Raw genomic sequence first — 17403 nt, forward strand, 5'->3', positions numbered from 1 at the left:
AATAGTTTATTGATACTTTAAAGTAAAAAATATATAATAATATAAAGAAATGCAACTAAATTTTCTAGGTGAGGGAAAACATGAGAATAAACTTAAAATTAGAAGAAGAGTTTACTAAAGAAAAGTTAGTAAATACGTTGATATACTTATTATTATGGATGTTACCTTTTTTTATAGTGACGAAAGAATCAGGAAAAGGTATAGAATTTGGTAAAGGGATATTTTTGATTGTAATATCAATTATTAGTTTAACTATCATTGTAAAAGAGAAAAAGATAAAGATGGATTTAATATCTAAAATAGCGTTGATATATTTAGCACTGGTTAGTATATCAACAGTATTTTCTATGGATATAAAACAATCTATAGTAGGTGCCCATGGAAGATATGAAGGTTTAATAATGATATCAGTTTATGTAGTATTATTTTTTGCCGCAAAAAATTATTTTTCTATAGATAAAAAAGCATTAAATATGACATTAGCATTAGTAACTATATTAGCAATATTATCATTGATACAATTTTATGGTTTTGACCCTATCTGGGGACAAAAATCTTATTTTGGAAAAGAACTAACGGAAGGAATAAAAAAGGGGTTAAGTGATGAAATACTTTTTCCAAAATACCTAGCTACTATCGGAAATAGGAATTTTGTCTCTACATATTTTTCTATATTTTTGCCAGTAACTATTGGGGGATATATTTTTTATAAAAATAAATATTGCTTCATAGCATCATTATTTATATATGGTGCATTACTTTGTACATTAACGAGAAGTGGATATGTAGGTTTTATATTTGCTGGAATTATACTTTTAACTCTACTAATAAAAGAGAAAAATAAAGAACATTTTAAAAGATTAGCTATGTTAGCTTTAGCATTTATAATGATATTTGGATTTATAAATTTTACATCTAAAGGTGCAGTTGCAAATAGATTAGGATTGTTAGGTAAAGATGTTACATCATTTAGTGAAAAATCTGGATCAAGTAGAATAGGAATATGGAAATTAGTAATAAAGGTTATAGAAGAAAAGCCGATTTTAGGAACAGGCCCTGATACTATAGATAAAGCATTGCCAGCGATATGTGGTGATGATTATAAGGAATTAGGATTTATTGTAGACAAAGCACATAATGAATTTTTGCAGATAGCAGCAACTATGGGAATACCTACATTAATCATTTATCTAATATTTTTATTATTGATTTTAAAGAATATAATAAAGAATATTAGACAGGATCAGTATAAAATTTTACTTTTAGTATTCGTAGCATTTATTACACAAAGTTTTTTCAATATAAGTATAATATCTGTGGCATCAGTAGTGTGGATATTTTTCGGAGTAATGAGTAAAGAAAAATTCTGTTAAGGAGGAATTAATATAAAAAAAATATATATCTATAAAATTATAGCTATAGTTATTACAATAATTTTTAGTGTTAATTTTATAGGCTGCGGTGGTGCTAAAGAAGAAAAGTTAAATCCTGTACAGGAGGCAATGAAGAATTATTTAGAGAATAAGTATGAAGAGAAATTTATAGTTGAGGAATCTAAAATCCATGATAATGGAGAAAAAGGCACATACCATTTAGCTACAGCATATCCAGAAAAAAATGAAAATCATCAATTTACTGTTAAATGGAGTGAAGATGATATAGGAACATTTAAAGATGATTATTTAAAATATAAATGGAATGAAGAAGGAAAAAAGGTTATAGAGAAAAAATTAAAAGAAGTATACAAAGAAGATGTAAATTTTTATTTTGATTTTAAAGTTACACCAGGTGAATATGATAGAGAAATGGATATTCAGTCTATGATAAAAACATATCCAGAGGATGTGACTTTAGAGTTTACTTATTATGTATTTTGTAAAAATAACATTGATAAAGAGAAGGAATCAAAAAAAATATATAAAGTAATAGAAAATATGTTTTTAGAGAATAACCTAGGAGAATATTCCCTAGCAGTGTACTTTATTAATGAAAAAGATAGAGATAATTATGAAGATAATAAAAAATATAATTTAGATTTAGAAACAAGTAAATTATATAAAAAGGGAGTTATACTTAATTATTTATATATGTGGGATTCGAACAATATAAAAAATAGTAACGATATAGAACAATTATTTAATTACTAAAGAATTTGCGATTTTTAATAAAGTCGCAAATTTTTTTATATTATTTATTGATTTAAGAAGTTTATTTTTAAAGTAACATATTTATTCAGAATACAAAACAAAAGTCCTTTTCTATATTCTAAAGTCATAGAAAAGGAGTGAGAGATATGAATATAAAATTAGCTAAGGAAGGAAACAAAGAAGCTATAGAAGAGATTTTAGACTCATTTAAAATGTTTATAATAAAGCAATGTAATAAAATATATATAGAAGGATATGATAAAGAGGATTTGATTCAAGAAGGATATATATCCCTTATGAAAGCAATGGAGAAATATGATGAAGCAAAAGGACCTTTTGTTGCTTATGGTACAAGAGCTATAGTGAATAATTATTATATGATGATAAGAAATAGAGCTAAATATAATGGGACAACTTCTTTAAATAGAAGTAATGATGAAAATATAGAATTAATTGATATAATAGAAGGTAATGAAAATATAGAAGAGAAAATGATATTAAAAGAATATGTAAAAGAAGTTATAGAAGCTATAGCTGATATGAATGATAATGATAAGAAATTAATAATAGATCTTCAAGTCAATAAAATATCGGGAAAACAATTAGCTAAAGAATTAGGAATTTCTTATGTAGCTTTATGTAAAAGAAAAGAAAGAGCATTAAGAAAATTGAAAGCAAAATTAGAAGAGAAATAAGATGGTGATAAGATGAATATAAACATACCAAGTACAGTAAGTAATATAATAAAAATTTTAGAAAGTCACGGCTTTGAGGCCTATGTTGTAGGGGGATGTGTAAGAGATTCTATTTTAGGTAGAGTGCCTAATGATTGGGATATAACTACTGATGCATTACCAGAGAAGGTTATGGAAGTATTTAAAGATATTGGTGCTACTGTAGTTCCTACAGGTATAAAACATGGGACAGTTACAGTTATTATTAATAATGATAGTTATGAAATAACCACATATAGAATAGATGGAGAGTATAAAGATAGTAGAAGGCCTGAAGAAGTAATATTTACGTCAAAGTTACAAGAAGATTTAGCTAGAAGAGATTTTACTATAAATGCTATGGCTTTTAATCCTAAAGAGGGATTAAAGGATTATTTCAATGGGATAGATGATTTAAAAGAAAGAAAGATTAAAACTGTAAGAAATCCTATGGATAGATTTGAAGAAGATGCATTAAGAATGCTTAGGGCTATTAGATTTTCTGCACAACTAACTTTTGATATAGAAGAAGAGACTATAGAAGCTATAAAAAAATTAAGTTCTAATATAAAAAATATTTCAGTAGAAAGAATAAGAGAAGAATTTAATAAAATAATTTTATCTGATAATCCAAGGTCAATATATGATTTATACGAGTATGGACTTTTAGAAAATTTCTTACCGGAGTTTCAATTTGCAATTAATACAAAACAAAATAATCCTCATCATATTTATACTGTAGGGGAACATATTATAAAATCTATGGAGAATATAGATAAAGAATTAATATTGAGACTTACTATGCTTTTACATGACATAGGTAAACCTAAAACTATTACGACAGATGAAAATGGTATAGATCATTTTTATAATCATCCATTAGTTTCAAAAGATATGGCAGAAGATATTTTGAGAAGGATGAAATATGATAATAATACTATAGCAAAAGTGTTATTATTAGTTCAATATCATGATCAAAGGGTAAATAGCAAAAAGTCTATAAGAAAACTATTAAGTAAAGTAGAGGAAGAAAATTTTAATGATTTAATTAAGGTATGGATAGCAGATATAAAGGCTCAAAATCCTAAGTTTATAGAAGAAAAAATAGATGCAATAAATAGTATTAAAGATAAACTTAAAGAAATTATAGAAAGTAATCAATGTTTTTCATTGAAGGATTTAGCTATATCAGGAAAGGATTTAATAAAATTAGGTATTAAACCGGGGAAGGAAATAGGGATGATACTGAATAAGTTATTAGAAGAAGTAATAGAAAGCCCTGATAAAAATGAAAAAGAAAAATTAATAGAAATAGTTATGAATATGGATAATTCAATATACAGTTAAAGTAGTGTATACCTGTAGAATTCCACCACTATTTATCTAGAACAGGTACTAATATGAGAAAATTGCATATGGCAACTAAAATAATAAAATAAGTGACTAAAGCACAATATTAATTTATTATGTTTTAGTCACTTTTTATTGTTATAATATTAAGTTATTTCAAGAAAGACCATATTTTTGTTATCTAAAACTATTATATGAAGCATCTGATGGCATTCTTAAATCTCCTCTTGGAGATAAAGAAACAGTACCAACTTTTGGTCCATCTGGTAATGCGGAACGCTTAAATTGTTGTGTAAAGAAACGAGTTATAAATTTATCTAACCATTTATCTATAGTTTCTTCATCATAGTCATTTTTAAAGGCTTCTTTAGCTAAGAAACTTATTTTATCTTTTTCAGCGCCACTTCTTATAAAGTGATATAGGAAGAAGTCGTGTAGTTCATAAGGCCCAACAACATCTTCAGTTTTTTGAACTATATCACCATTCTTACCTTTTGGTAATAATTCTGGAGATATAGGAGTATCTAATATATCTAATAATACCGCTTTAGATTCTTCATCCATTTTATGAGTAGCTACATATCTAACTAAATATTTAACTAAAGTTTTAGGAATTGATCCATTAACACCATACATAGACATATGATCTCCATTATATGTACACCATCCAAGAGCTAACTCTGAAAGGTCTCCAGTTCCAATTAATAAACCGCCTTCCTTGTTTGCTATGTCCATAAGAATTTGAGTTCTTTCTCTTGCTTGAACATTTTCATAGGTAACATCGTGAATATCTTTATCATGACCGATATCTTTGAAATGTTGAAGGGAAGCTTCAACGATATTTATTTCCCTAAAGTCACAATTAAGTAGTTTACAAAGATCTACGGCATTATTATAAGTTCTATCAGTAGTACCGAAACCTGGCATTGTGATTGTAACAATATTTTTTCTATCCATTCCAAGCATATCAAAAGTTCTTATAACTACTAGTAATGCTAAAGTAGAATCTAGACCACCAGAAATTCCAATGACAGCTTTTTTTGATTTTGTATGTTCAAATCTTTTGGCTAGAGCAGAAGATTGAATAGCAAATATTTCTTCACAACGTTCTTCAATTTCTTTAGGATTGCTTGGTACAAATGGATGTTTATCTACAAATCTATTAAATGTTTTAAAATTAAGAGATTTAAAGCCGATTTCAATTTCTCTAAATTTAGGTACATTTTTTAATGTGTTGGTAAAAGAAGAATTTTTCATTCTTTCAAAAGTAAGCTTTTCAATGTCTATACAAGAAGTTATAAGTTGACTTTCTCTTGAGAATCTTTCGCCAGAAGCTAAAATTCCTCCATTTTCAGCGATAAGTAAGTCTCCACTGAAAAGTAAGTCTGTAGTAGATTCATGAACACCAGCAGATGAATATATGTAAGAGCTTAAAGTTCTTGCACTTTGATTTTTAATAAGGTCTTTTCTATAAGAAGCTTTTCCTACAATTTCATTTGATGCAGATAAATTTCCTATAATATTAGCACCGGCAATAGATGCATAAGAACTAGGTGGTATTGCAACCCAAAGATCTTCGCAAATTTCTATAAAGAAGTTAATATTATTATCTTTAAAAATTAAATCTACACCAAAAGGAATGTTCTTTTGGAAAGAAAGATCTATATAAGAGTCTCTAATATCGATACCTTCTGCAAACCATCTTTTTTCATAAAACTCTGAGTAGTTTGGAAGAAAACTCTTAGGTACTATTCCAAGAATCTTACCATTAAAAATACTGACACCACAGTTATATAGTTTATCTTTAACTAATATAGGAGCACCAACTACTATAACAATATCTTTATTTTTAGAATAGTTACATAATTTATCTAAGTATATTTCACTAGTTTTTATAAGAGAAAAGTTAAGAAATAAATCTGCACAAGTATAAGAAGTAAGGGAAAGTTCAGGGAAAACAATAAACTTAACATCTTCTTCTACAGCTTTATCAATTAAATCGATTATTTGATTATAATTATATTCAACATCAGCTACAGTTACTTTAGGAGAAGCAGCTGATACTTTTACAAAGTTCATTTTATCACTCCTTATGATTAATCATTTTTAGTATTTATCTAATTATATAAACTATAACATATTATAAAGAATAAATATAATTCACTATGTGGTTTTTTTTTATAAATATTTATATTATAATAAAAGAGGGGATAATTACCAAATTTTTACAATAGTAATAAGGGGGAGAAAAAATGAAAATATTGATGTTAACTTGGGAGTACCCACCTAAAGCTAAAGGGGAATTAGCAGATTATGTATATAATTTATCAAAAGAACTTACTATATTAGGACACGAGGTGGATGTTATTACTTTAGAAGAGGGAGTATCACCTGTATATGAAGATATTGAGGGGGTAAAGGTACATAGAGTAACTCCTTGTAATATAGCTACTGAAGATTTTACAAAATGGATAATGCACTTAAATTTCTCTATGATAGAAGAAGGAACAAGACTTATAAATAGAGAAGGAAATTTCGATATAATTCACTGTCATGATTGGAATACTTCCTATGCAGCAAAGGTATTAAAGTGGAGTCATAGTATACCGCTTATATCTACAATGCATGGTACAGAAGTAGGAAGAAGTAATGGAATAAAAAATGAAATTCAAAGATATATAGCTTCTGTAGAATGGCTATTAACATATGAATCATCTAAGATAATAGCCTGTGATAATTATATGGAAGAGGAAATACAAAGACTATTTTCATTACCAATGGGAAAGGTTACAGTTATTCCTAAGGGAATAAGAATTAATTCTAATGTTAATATATTTGATAAAAAATCTTTTAAAAATAGATTTGCTAGAGAAGATGAAAAAATAGTTCTCTTTGTAGGAAATCTTGATTATGATAAAGGAGTTTCATTACTTATAGAGGCTGCCAGAATGATATTAAATGAAAGATGGGATGTTAAATTTGTTGTAGTTGGAACTGGAGATAGTAGTGAAGAATTAAAATCTATATGTAAAAGAAATAATATAGAAAATAAAGTTCTATTTACAGGAGCATTAAGTGATGAAGATGTAGAAAAGTTATATAATATTGCTGATGTAACAGTATTTCCAGGGGCATATAAACCGTTTGGTAAAGAAACTATTGAAGCTATGGCAGCAGGATGTCCAGTTATAGTGGCTGATACAGAAAAAGTTGTAGATCCAATTATTCATAAAGTTAATGGATTGAAGATGTTAAAAGGAAATCCAGAAAGTTTAAAGGATAATATTAACATAGCCATTAATGATCTTCCATTAAGACCAATTCTTATTGAGAATGCGAAGGAAATGTTGAAATCTAGATATTGTTGGAAGTCAGTAGCTAAAGAAGTAGAGTCTAGATACAAAGATATTCTAGAGGAAGTGAAAGGTACTAGTTGGAGTAGAGAAAAAGTGGAAGAAGTTTCTGAAAGTGAAGTAGAAGCTAAAAATGTTATCGAAAAAAATAAAGAAATTAACAAAGTTGAAGTTGATAAAATAGAAGAGAAAGAAGCAGAAATTAATATTGAAAATAAAATAGAAGAAGAAAGCGTAAAAAAAACTATTGAAACAGTAGCAAAAGAAGAATCTAAAACTATAGAAAAGGAAGAAAAAAAATCTACTAATACAGAAACAAAAAGCACTACAACAAGAGGAAGAAAACCAAGAAAAACAACTACAAAAAAAACTACGGCTATAAAAGCAAAAAAAGTAGAAGAAGTAGTAGATAAAAATAAAGATGAAAAAGAAGAAGCTGTAATAACAGAGATAGAGTTAAAGGAATAATAGAGAAGGAGCTGAGGCGCAATAAATAGACATTGTGCTTCGCTCCTTTTTATGGTGAAAAGATTTCCGTTTTTTTCATATACAAAACTGTTATACTTAAGTGTTGTTATTAAATAAAATAAATGTATGTTAAAAAATTTATTTTGGGTTTTGTTTGCATAAAACAGTAACCCATTCATTAGATATAGATTTATCTATAATAGTCAAATTAAGATCAGATAGTCCTTTTAACACATCTTCATAGCTCCAAGTAACAAGACCTGAAATTAGTAGAGTACCATTATCTTTTAAAGTATTATAAATAAAATCTTTAAACATAAGGGTTTCTTCTCCACCTATATTAATAATAACAAAATCAAATTTTTCATCGAATTTTATTTCATCATCAAGGGCATTTCCAACAGCAACTTCGATATTACTTATTGAATTTAATGAAGCATTATATTCTATTTCTGCAGATACATCTCTTATGTCTAAAGCTATAATTTTAGATGCATCTTTTTTTGCAGAGGCAAGAGAAAGTATTCCTGAACCAGTTCCAATGTCTAGTACTGATTTATTTTTTAAGTCGCTTTTAAGAATATATCTTAAACAATCTTGAGTAGTCTCATGAAGACCTGTTCCAAAAGCACCTTGTGGTATAAAATAAATTTTTTCTAGTGATGAGTCGTCAATATTATCATCAGGAGAGCAAATTATATATCCATTATGTAAGTCTAACGGTTCAAAGGTGTTATCGAAATTACTAGTATCAACATCTTCTATTGATAAAGTGTAGTTTGGTAATATTTTAGATAATAGATTTGTCATATTATCTAAGTCCTCATCATTTTCAATAATAATATTTAAATTAAAAATGGAATCTTCATCTTCTACATATCCGTAGCCATACTCTGTTGTAGTGACTTGAAAAGGTTGATCATAGTAAATATTATAAATATCATGTATATTTAAAACTTCAATTATATTATCTAAATTTTTATTTGCAACTTCTAATATTATTTTTTTCATAAGATCCTCCTTGTAATTCTTTAATATAATAATAACAATTTGGTCTTTAATAATAAAGAAACAATTTAAATTTATGATATAATATATTAAAAGAAAAGTTAAGGGGGCAAGTTTTAGATGAGATTTGTAATAGTTACAGGGTTATCAGGAGCCGGGAAGACACAGGCTATACGAAGTTTAGAGGACATAGGATATTTTTGTGTAGATAACTTACCTCCAACATTAATACCTAAATTTGCTGAAGCATGTTTTCAATCAGATGTAAAAATAGAAAAAATAGCACTTGTTATAGATATTAGAGGTGGCTTATTCTTTGATGATTTATTTGAAAGTTTAAATTATCTTCAAAGTGAAAATTACGGATATGAGATATTATATTTAGAAGCTTCTGATGAAGTTCTTATTAAGAGATATAAAGAATCTAGAAGAAAACATCCATTATCACCAGAAGGAAGAGTGTTAGATGGAATTTTATTAGAAAAAACTAAATTAAAGGCTGTAAGAGATATTTCTAATAATATAATAGACACTACAACTCTTTCAGCAAGAGAATTAAGAGAAGATATTGAAAAGATATATGTAGAAGAAGGACAACTAGAAAGCAGACTATCTATAAGCATATTATCTTTTGGATTTAAGTATGGAATACCAGTAGATTCAGATTTAGTAATGGATGTTAGGTTTTTACCAAATCCTTTTTATATAAAAGAGCTTAAACCTAACTCAGGAAAAGATAATGATGTTAGAGACTATGTTTTTAGTTTTAAACAAACAACAGATTTTGTAGATAAATATGAAGATTTATTAGAATTTTTAATTCCTAATTATTTAAGGGAAGGTAAAAAGCAACTTATTGTATCTATAGGATGTACTGGTGGAAGACATAGATCTGTAGCTATAGCAGAGGAACTTTATAAAAGGTTATCTGAAAGTGGTCATAGAGTTAATATTTATCATAGAGATATTAATGAGGATATTAATAGAAAAGGTGAAAAGAAACTATGAAAATCTTAGATTGGTTAAGGCCTGGAATCAAAGTTAAGAGATTTATAATGTTAGCAGTTATGGGAATGCTTTTTATAACATTTGCTTTAGCTGAAATATTAGTGAAATCTAGAGAATATGAAATTAAATACACCTTATTTTATTTATTTATAATTGTTACTGGAGCATTTATAATATATATAGCAGCAACAAGATTAATGGAATCTATGATAGTGCTTATTAATAAAGGATATCTTAATGTTCATATAAATTCACGTAGATTAGGAAACCTTATATATGAGAAGAGATTATTAGTAAAAGGGCCTAAGATAGTAGTTATTGGTGGAGGAACAGGACTTTCTACTATGCTTAGAGGTCTTAAACAATATACTAGTAATATAACAGCCATTGTAACTGTTGCTGATGATGGTGGAGGCTCAGGAGATTTAAGAGAGGATTTAGGAATACTTCCTCCAGGAGATATACGAAATTGTATATTAGCACTTTCAGATACAGAACCTCTAATGGAAGAGTTGTTACAGTATAGGTTTCCAGATGGAAGATTAAAAAATCAAAGCTTTGGGAATCTTTTTTTAGCAGCTATGGATGGAATATCAACTAATTTTGAGGAAGCTGTAAAAAACATGAGCGAAGTTTTAGCTGTAACAGGAAAGGTTATACCTGTTACTTTAGATAATATGAAATTAAAGGCAACATTAAAAGATGGTACAGTAGTTCGTGGAGAGTCTAATATACCAATAGAAGCTTCTAATAGAAAATCTCCAATAGACAAATTAGAGATAGAACCTAAAGATGCAAAAGCATTAGATGAGGCATTAGATGCTATAATGAATGCAGATGCTATAATACTAGGACCTGGAAGCTTGTATACATCTGTACTTCCAAATCTTTTAGTAGAAGAAGTAAAAGAAGCATTAAATAAGACACCGGCACTTATAACTTACGTTTCTAACGTTATGACACAACCTGGTGAAACTGATGGATTTAAGGTTTCAGATCATTTAGAAGTGATAAATAATCATATAGGTACTAATATAATAGATTATGTTATCGTTAATGATGAAGAAATCAGTGAGGACCTTAAGAAAAAATACCTAGATGAAAATTCTATACCAGTAGAAATAGATGAAGATAAAATTGATGAATTAGACGTTGAGGTAGTAAAGGCAAACTTACTTGCTATAAACAAAAATGGTTTTGTAAGACATAATTCCGATGTATTAGCATCAGTTATTATAGAAATTATAATGGATAAGAAGTTATTTTATGATAAAAAGAAGATAATAGAATATTTCTACTTATCCGAGCGTTTGAAAGAGAATAAAAATAAAAAGGAGCAGTAATTTAAATGTCATTTTCAGCAAAGGTAAAAAGTGAGATATGTAGAGTAGCGGAGTATCCTAGAGAAGAGTCCTTAGCTATTATATCAGCAATAATGAAAGTTAGTGGAACTCTTATGCTAGGTTCTCATAAGTCATTCTCTTTTAGAGTATCTACAGAAAATCCTGCCATAGCAAGACTTTTATTTAAGTTGTTAAAGGAAAGCTTTGGAATTCACTCTAAATTAATGGTTAAGAAGAGTAATTCACTGAAGAAAAATAATATATATATGGTAGTAATTGACGAAAAAATGGGAGCAAAGGATTTACTTTTAGAAGTAGGGGTAATGATAGAGTGTGATGGTATAATTACTTTAAATTATAGTATACCTGAATTTGTACTGAAAGATGATAATATAAAAAGAGCATATATAAAAGGAGCATTTTTAGGTGGGGGAAGTATATCAAATCCAGAAAAGACATATCATTTAGAATTTGTAACTCACAATGTTGACTATGCAAAAGAATTATCAGCATTAATAAATAAGTATGGTATAAATTCTAAAGTTATTCAAAGGAAATCAAGTTATATTATCTATATAAAAGAAGGGGAACAAATAGTAGATTTGCTAAACATTGTCGGTGCTCATTCATCATTATTATTCTTTGAAAATATAAGAATAATGAAGGAAATGAGAAATAACGTAAATCGCTTAGTTAACTGCGAAACAGCTAACTTATCAAAGACTGTTAATGCTGCAGTAAGACAAATAGAAAGTATAAAACTTATTTCTAGTACAATTGGATTAAATAGATTACCTAAAAATTTAAGAGATATCGCAGAGCTTAGATTATCATATCCTGATGAATCACTGAAAGACTTAGGAGAAATGCTGAATCCACCAGTTGGAAAATCAGGAGTCAATCATAGGCTAAGAAGAATTGAAAAAATTGCTTCTGAGATAAGAAATGAACAATATTAAGAAAGAGCTCCACCTGTAAAGGTGGGGCTTTTTTATGTATGTAGACATAAATCAACAATATAAGCAGTTTTAAAGGGGAATTTGTAATAAAATTAGCTAAAGTGATTTACGTAATTTTACAAAATGCTGATGTGTACTTATGTATAATAAAGGTAAATGATGTCGTGCGGCTATTGCTTAGAAAGGTGAAAATTATGAGGTTATTTGAGAAAATAATTATAGGGTTTGCTATTTTTATTTTAATTTGTCTTTTTGGTGTAGTTTTATATGGTATGTATATATATAGATATGAAGGAAAAAGACCTTCTGATCAGCCAGATACGGAATGGATTTCAGAAGATGGTAGTATTGAGATTTATGTTGATGAAAATCTACATGCTACTGGGTCTATGAATATTAAAGGTACAGAAATTCCGTTTATATTTTCAGGTGAAATACGAGGAGAGATAATTGATATTTATGCAATTGAAGCAAAAGGTAGAGAGGGGTTATATCCTGAGGAGAGATATGAAACGTGGAGGGGAAACTTTAAAAGAAAAGATAAGTTCACAGTGACTGTTGAAAAAACTACTTATTTTGAGGTAGGAGAAAAGATAACATTTTATCGAGTTGATGATGAAGAAGATTAATCTAAGTAAGCAGTAAAAGCAAGAGTAAGTTTCTTTTTAAATTTATTAACTAATTAAAGGATGAATATAAATATAAAAGGTGAGAAAAGAGATAGAAGGCGAAGGTTTTCTATCTCTTTTGTTTTTAGGAGAACAATCAAACAGCGAAGCTGAGCCGTAGGCTGTTATAAATGAAAAATATAAGATGAAAAAAGAAAGTTTTAAATATAGAAGAAGCAAAACACCGTAGGTTATACTTATGGAGATATCAGTTGGAAGGATAAGCTAACAGCATATAATGGAAAAGAAATAACATATGATGAAATAGAAAATCCATTAACTTATGATGGTTATAAATTCACATGGAAGATAGGAAGACAATTAAAGTCAATAGAAGGCAATAATAAAACAATAAGTTATAAGTATAACGATAGTGGAATAAGAACAGAAAAAACAATAAATGGAGTAACAATAAACAGAGTTCTTAGCTTTAGGGGAGCGAAGCGAGACTAAAGTTAGAAATCGTTATCCAGGGACGTAGCATCCGTAATATTCACGAAGTGAATATTACGGATGGTAGTCATCGGACAAAGTATTATCTCTCAGGAGATGCAGTAACACTTGAAGATAATGGAACAGATAAGATATACTATACATATGATGCCGATGGCGATCTAATATCTATGAATCTAAATGGAAAAGAATACTTCTACATAAGAAATGTACAAAATGATGTAATAGGACTACATGATAGTGAAGGAAAAGTAGTAGTAAGTTATAGTTATGATACATGGGGAAATATAGTATCAATAACAGGAAGTTTAAAAGATAGTGTAGGAGTAAAGAACCCATATAGATATAGAGGATATAGATATGATGAAGAGACTGGAATGTATTATCTTCAAAGTAGATATTATAATGCAGAGTGGGGAAGGTTTGTAAATTGTGATGATATTGGTGGGAAAATAGGTGAACTAGGAACTCACAATGCATTTAAATATTGTTTCAATAATCCAGTAAATATGAGTGATGAAAGTGGTCAATGGCCAAAGTGGATGAAATCTAAAACTTTTAAAAAAATTGCAATTGGAGTTGCGGTAATTTCGGCAGCTGCGGTAGTTACTGTAGCAACAGGAGGTGCAGCAGCAGGAACATTATTAGCGGCAGTTCATTGTGTAGCAAGTGGTGCATTAGTGGGAGCTATAGTAGGCGCAACAACTGGTGCAGTAATAGGTGCAGCCACTAGAGTAGTATCAAATAGAGTAACGACGGGAAGTTGGAAGGGTTCGCGTAAGGCAGCGATAAGTGGTGCTGCAGATGGATTTATGGAAGGAGCTATAACAGGAGCTATAACGGGAGGGGTAACAAGTAATGCGTGTTTTATAGCTGGTACTGTAATATCAACACAATTGGGTAAAAAAGCAATAGAAGATGTAAAAGTTGGAGATATGGTATATTCAGAAAATCCTGAAACGGGAGAGAAAGGATTTAAGAGAGTAGTTCAAACCTTTGAGAATGAAACAGATGAATTAGTACATATAAAAGTAAATGGAGAAGAAATAGTAACAACACCAGAGCATCCATTTTATGTACCAAGACAAGGGTGGACAGAAGCTATAAAACTAAGAGCTGGAGATATTCTTGTATTAGTAAATGGAAAAGAAGTAGTTGTTGAAAAGGTACAACATGAAATATTGGAGACACCAATAAAGGTATATAATTTTGAAGTCGAAGATTATCATACTTATTATGTTTCTAATAGTGGTGTATTGGTACATAATCAATGTACAAATCCATATGGGAAAAAAGGTGGACCAGCACATCAAGCTAAGATAGCAGAACTTGAAAAGGCATTTGGAAAAAATGGATTTAAAGTAAAAAAAGAAGTGGCAATAAAAATAAGTGATGGGTTTAAAAAGACAAGATATGCTGATATTTCAGCTACAAGAAATAATAAAACAATATATATTCAGGTTGGACGACAAACAAAAAGTGGAATGCCTGTAATAAGAGAAAGGAGAGCTATTAGTGATATAGAAAGTGAAGGCGGAACAGTATTCTTTTTTCCTTATAATTAGAGGAGTGATTAATATGGGAAGACAAATACAGTTTTATATAATTCAAAAAGATTTTAATGAATTAGTTAAAGTTATTAAAAAGAATAATGGAATAATTATATATAGTGATGGATATGAGTTAAGTGATGTGTTATTAGAAAATATATTTGATTCTAGATTAAATGCATTTAAAAATAAGTATAATTGTTTAAATATAAAGTTGGATCAGTCAAGATTAGTATTTGAAGATGAAGAAGATATTTACACTAGGTATATATTGGAAACAAAATCAGATATAATAGAGTTATCACTGAGTGAAGTACAGTTAGATAATATAAACATATATGATGTTGGAAGATTATATTACAATAAAAGTTATTATAATGAAAAAGGAGAATTAATATACAAATTAAAAGATTTAAATACATTTTATAATAGAGTAAAAAGATACATAACTAAAAATTATATTATATCAGAGGATAAAGGTTATTATATTGGACCACATTGTTATGAATTATATTTAGAAGGTAAGTATATACCATGCAATGGAAGATATAGACCGGTTTTTAGAAAAAAGGAGTAACGTTTTAAAGTTAAGTTCACTAAGAGAAAGTCAGAAAGCAAATAGTTTTCTGACTTTTGTTTTTAATGGTGAGAATAAAAAGATAGATATCAGCAATAAGGGGGAAGGGATAAAAATGGGATCATGGTGACCAAAGTTATATCAAGATGATATAGCACAAGATGTTAGAGATACATACAAAGATAGATTAAGAAGAGGAAAAACAACAAAAGAGATAACAGAAGAATTAATAGAAGAATATAGTGGAGAAATTGAGGATATAGATGATGGTCCAATTTTCTGGTTTGCATTAGCAGATATACAATGGGATTATGGCAGATTATTACCAGAGGTAAAGGAAAATGCAATTAAGTGGATAGAAGATGGTAGTGACATTAGAAGATGGGAAGAAGAAGGAACAGCTAAGGAGGTAAAAGTAAGAAAAGAAGTATTGGAAAAACTGAAGAATAAGTTAGAATCTCCAATGCCAGAAGAGAAGAAGGTATCACAGTATAGATTATACAAATGTCAATGGAAAATTGGTGATGTATATGCATATAAAATGAATAGTGAATATGCAAAAGAAAGGGGGTTTTATGGAATGAATTATGTTAGAAATACACAAGTTGATAAAAATAAGACAACAACGACTCAAAATAAATTGATAAATGATCAAAATAATAAGAGTGGAACCGGTGGAAACTTTAGATATGGATTTTATCCAGCATCGCATAATGCATGTGAGACAATAGCTGTTCATAATGCAAAAGTATTAAAAGGGATAAATTCAAATTTATCGTCAACAATGTTGGAATTTCAAAAGTCACAAGCAATGGTTGGAGGTGGATTTTTGGGATCTAATCCATATTCAATAGGCAAAGTACTAAATAATAGTGGAATAAGTTACTCAAGAGTAGGTTTAAATGAAATGACAGAACCAGGAACATATATTATATCTTATTGGAACGGTACGCCATGTATGAGTTCATTACATACAGTTGCAGTTGATTATAATGGAATTTCATATTTCACATATAATTTAGAGGATGGTGTTAGTTATAAGGATCCATCAGAATATGCAAGCAATTATATTTGTGGTTACTATTTAGGAAGGTGAAAATTATGAGATTATTTGAGAAAATAATTATAGGGTTTGCTATTTTTATTTTAATTTGTCTTTTTGGTGTAGTTTTATATGGTATGTATATATATAGATATGAAGGAAAAAGACCTTCTGATCAGCCAGATACGGAATGGATTTCAGAAGATGGTAGTATTGAGATTTATGTTGATGAAAATCAACATGCTACTGGGTCTATGAATATTAAAGGTACAGAAATTCCATTTATATTTTCAGGTGAAATAAGAGGAGAGAGGATTTGGATTTATGCAATTGAAGCAAAAGATAGATTGGGGTTATATCCTGAGGAGGAATATGAAACGTGGAGGGGCAATTTTAAACGAAAAGATAAATTTACAGTCACTGTTGAAGAAACCACATATTTTGAAGTAGGGCAAAAGATAACATTTTATCGAGTAGATGATGACGAAGATTCATCTAAGTAAGTAGTAAAATAAATGGTAAGATTCTTATTAAGTTTACTAAGTAATTGAAGTATGAATTAAACATATAAAATAATAAAAGAGATAGAAGGCGAAAGTTTTCTATCTCTTTTGTTTTTAGCAAAGAAGTTAAACAGCGAAGCTGAGCCGAAGGCTGTAAAAGATATAATAGAAATGGTGAGATTAAAAAGGAAAGTTAAAAATGTAGAAGAAGTAAAACACCGAAGGTGGTGCAGTAGAATATACTTATGGAGATAGCAATTG

The 17403-nt window shown here is 28.7% G+C and carries 15 protein-coding genes; 13 read left to right on the top strand and 2 right to left on the bottom strand.

Going from position 1 to position 17403, the window contains the following annotated elements:
- The first annotated feature begins 80 nt into the window (after positions 1-80).
- From CM240_RS02685 to CM240_RS02700, 4 genes are all read left to right on the top strand, one after another.
- Positions 81-1373, top strand: a complete 1293-nt coding sequence (locus tag CM240_RS02685) for an O-antigen ligase family protein (protein WP_044036226.1) — start codon at positions 81-83, stop codon at positions 1371-1373.
- A gap of 129 nt (positions 1374-1502) precedes the next feature.
- Positions 1503-2147 carry a hypothetical protein gene (locus CM240_RS02690; RefSeq protein ID WP_044036228.1) on the top strand — a complete coding sequence of 215 codons (645 nt, stop codon included), beginning with the start codon at positions 1503-1505 and terminating at the stop codon, positions 2145-2147.
- 146 nt (positions 2148-2293) lie between these two features.
- Positions 2294-2842, top strand: a complete 549-nt coding sequence (locus tag CM240_RS02695) for a sigma-70 family RNA polymerase sigma factor (protein ID WP_044036230.1) — start codon at positions 2294-2296, stop codon at positions 2840-2842.
- 12 nt (positions 2843-2854) lie between these two features.
- Positions 2855-4207 (top strand): CCA tRNA nucleotidyltransferase, encoded by a 1353-nt coding sequence (locus CM240_RS02700; RefSeq protein ID WP_044036232.1) that lies wholly within the window; start codon positions 2855-2857, stop codon positions 4205-4207.
- A 180-nt stretch (positions 4208-4387) separates the two neighbouring features.
- Here the strand turns inward: CM240_RS02700 and CM240_RS02705 are convergent, their stop codons facing one another.
- Positions 4388-6289: an NAD(+) synthase gene (locus tag CM240_RS02705; RefSeq protein WP_044036234.1), complete on the bottom strand. Its 1902-nt coding sequence runs from the start codon at positions 6287-6289 to the stop codon at positions 4388-4390.
- A 173-nt stretch (positions 6290-6462) separates the two neighbouring features.
- Between CM240_RS02705 and CM240_RS02710 the strand changes: the two genes are divergently transcribed.
- Positions 6463-8031 carry a glycosyltransferase family 4 protein gene (locus tag CM240_RS02710; protein ID WP_044036242.1) on the top strand — a complete coding sequence of 523 codons (1569 nt, stop codon included), beginning with the start codon at positions 6463-6465 and terminating at the stop codon, positions 8029-8031.
- 138 nt (positions 8032-8169) lie between these two features.
- Here CM240_RS02710 and CM240_RS02715 read toward each other — a convergent pair whose 3' ends face one another.
- Positions 8170-9042, bottom strand: coding sequence for a 50S ribosomal protein L11 methyltransferase (locus CM240_RS02715; protein WP_044036244.1), 873 nt, complete (start codon positions 9040-9042; stop codon positions 8170-8172).
- Positions 9043-9159: 117 nt separating this feature from the next.
- On the opposite strand from CM240_RS02715, the gene rapZ reads away from it, so the two are divergent.
- The 8 genes from rapZ to CM240_RS02755 all read left to right on the top strand — a co-directional run bounded on the left by rapZ (position 9160) and on the right by CM240_RS02755 (position 17142).
- On the top strand, positions 9160-10047 hold the full coding sequence (gene rapZ / locus CM240_RS02720; RefSeq protein ID WP_044036246.1) for an RNase adapter RapZ: 888 nt from the start codon (positions 9160-9162) through the stop codon (positions 10045-10047).
- A complete protein-coding gene (locus CM240_RS02725; RefSeq protein ID WP_044036247.1) occupies positions 10044-11390 on the top strand; it encodes a gluconeogenesis factor YvcK family protein in 1347 nt (448 codons plus the stop codon). Before rapZ ends, CM240_RS02725 begins: the two co-directional genes overlap by 4 nt.
- 5 nt (positions 11391-11395) lie before the next feature.
- Positions 11396-12349 (top strand): DNA-binding protein WhiA, encoded by a 954-nt coding sequence (gene whiA, locus CM240_RS02730; protein ID WP_044036249.1) that lies wholly within the window; start codon positions 11396-11398, stop codon positions 12347-12349.
- A 194-nt stretch (positions 12350-12543) separates the two neighbouring features.
- Positions 12544-12978: a hypothetical protein gene (locus tag CM240_RS02735; RefSeq protein ID WP_044036251.1), complete on the top strand. Its 435-nt coding sequence runs from the start codon at positions 12544-12546 to the stop codon at positions 12976-12978.
- Positions 12979-13517: 539 nt separating this feature from the next.
- Positions 13518-15035, top strand: coding sequence for a polymorphic toxin-type HINT domain-containing protein (locus CM240_RS17825; RefSeq protein WP_051483652.1), 1518 nt, complete (start codon positions 13518-13520; stop codon positions 15033-15035).
- Between the two features lie 13 nt (positions 15036-15048).
- On the top strand, positions 15049-15597 hold the full coding sequence (locus CM240_RS02745) for a hypothetical protein (protein WP_044036253.1): 549 nt from the start codon (positions 15049-15051) through the stop codon (positions 15595-15597).
- A gap of 430 nt (positions 15598-16027) precedes the next feature.
- On the top strand, positions 16028-16693 hold the full coding sequence (locus tag CM240_RS16695) for a hypothetical protein (protein ID WP_051483653.1): 666 nt from the start codon (positions 16028-16030) through the stop codon (positions 16691-16693).
- A gap of 5 nt (positions 16694-16698) precedes the next feature.
- Positions 16699-17142, top strand: coding sequence for a hypothetical protein (locus CM240_RS02755; protein WP_044036254.1), 444 nt, complete (start codon positions 16699-16701; stop codon positions 17140-17142).
- The last annotated feature ends 261 nt before the right edge of the window (positions 17143-17403 follow it).

The sequence above is a fragment of the Clostridium bornimense genome, assembly GCF_000577895.1.
Taxonomy (GTDB): Bacteria; Bacillota; Clostridia; order Clostridiales; family Clostridiaceae; genus Clostridium_AN; species Clostridium_AN bornimense.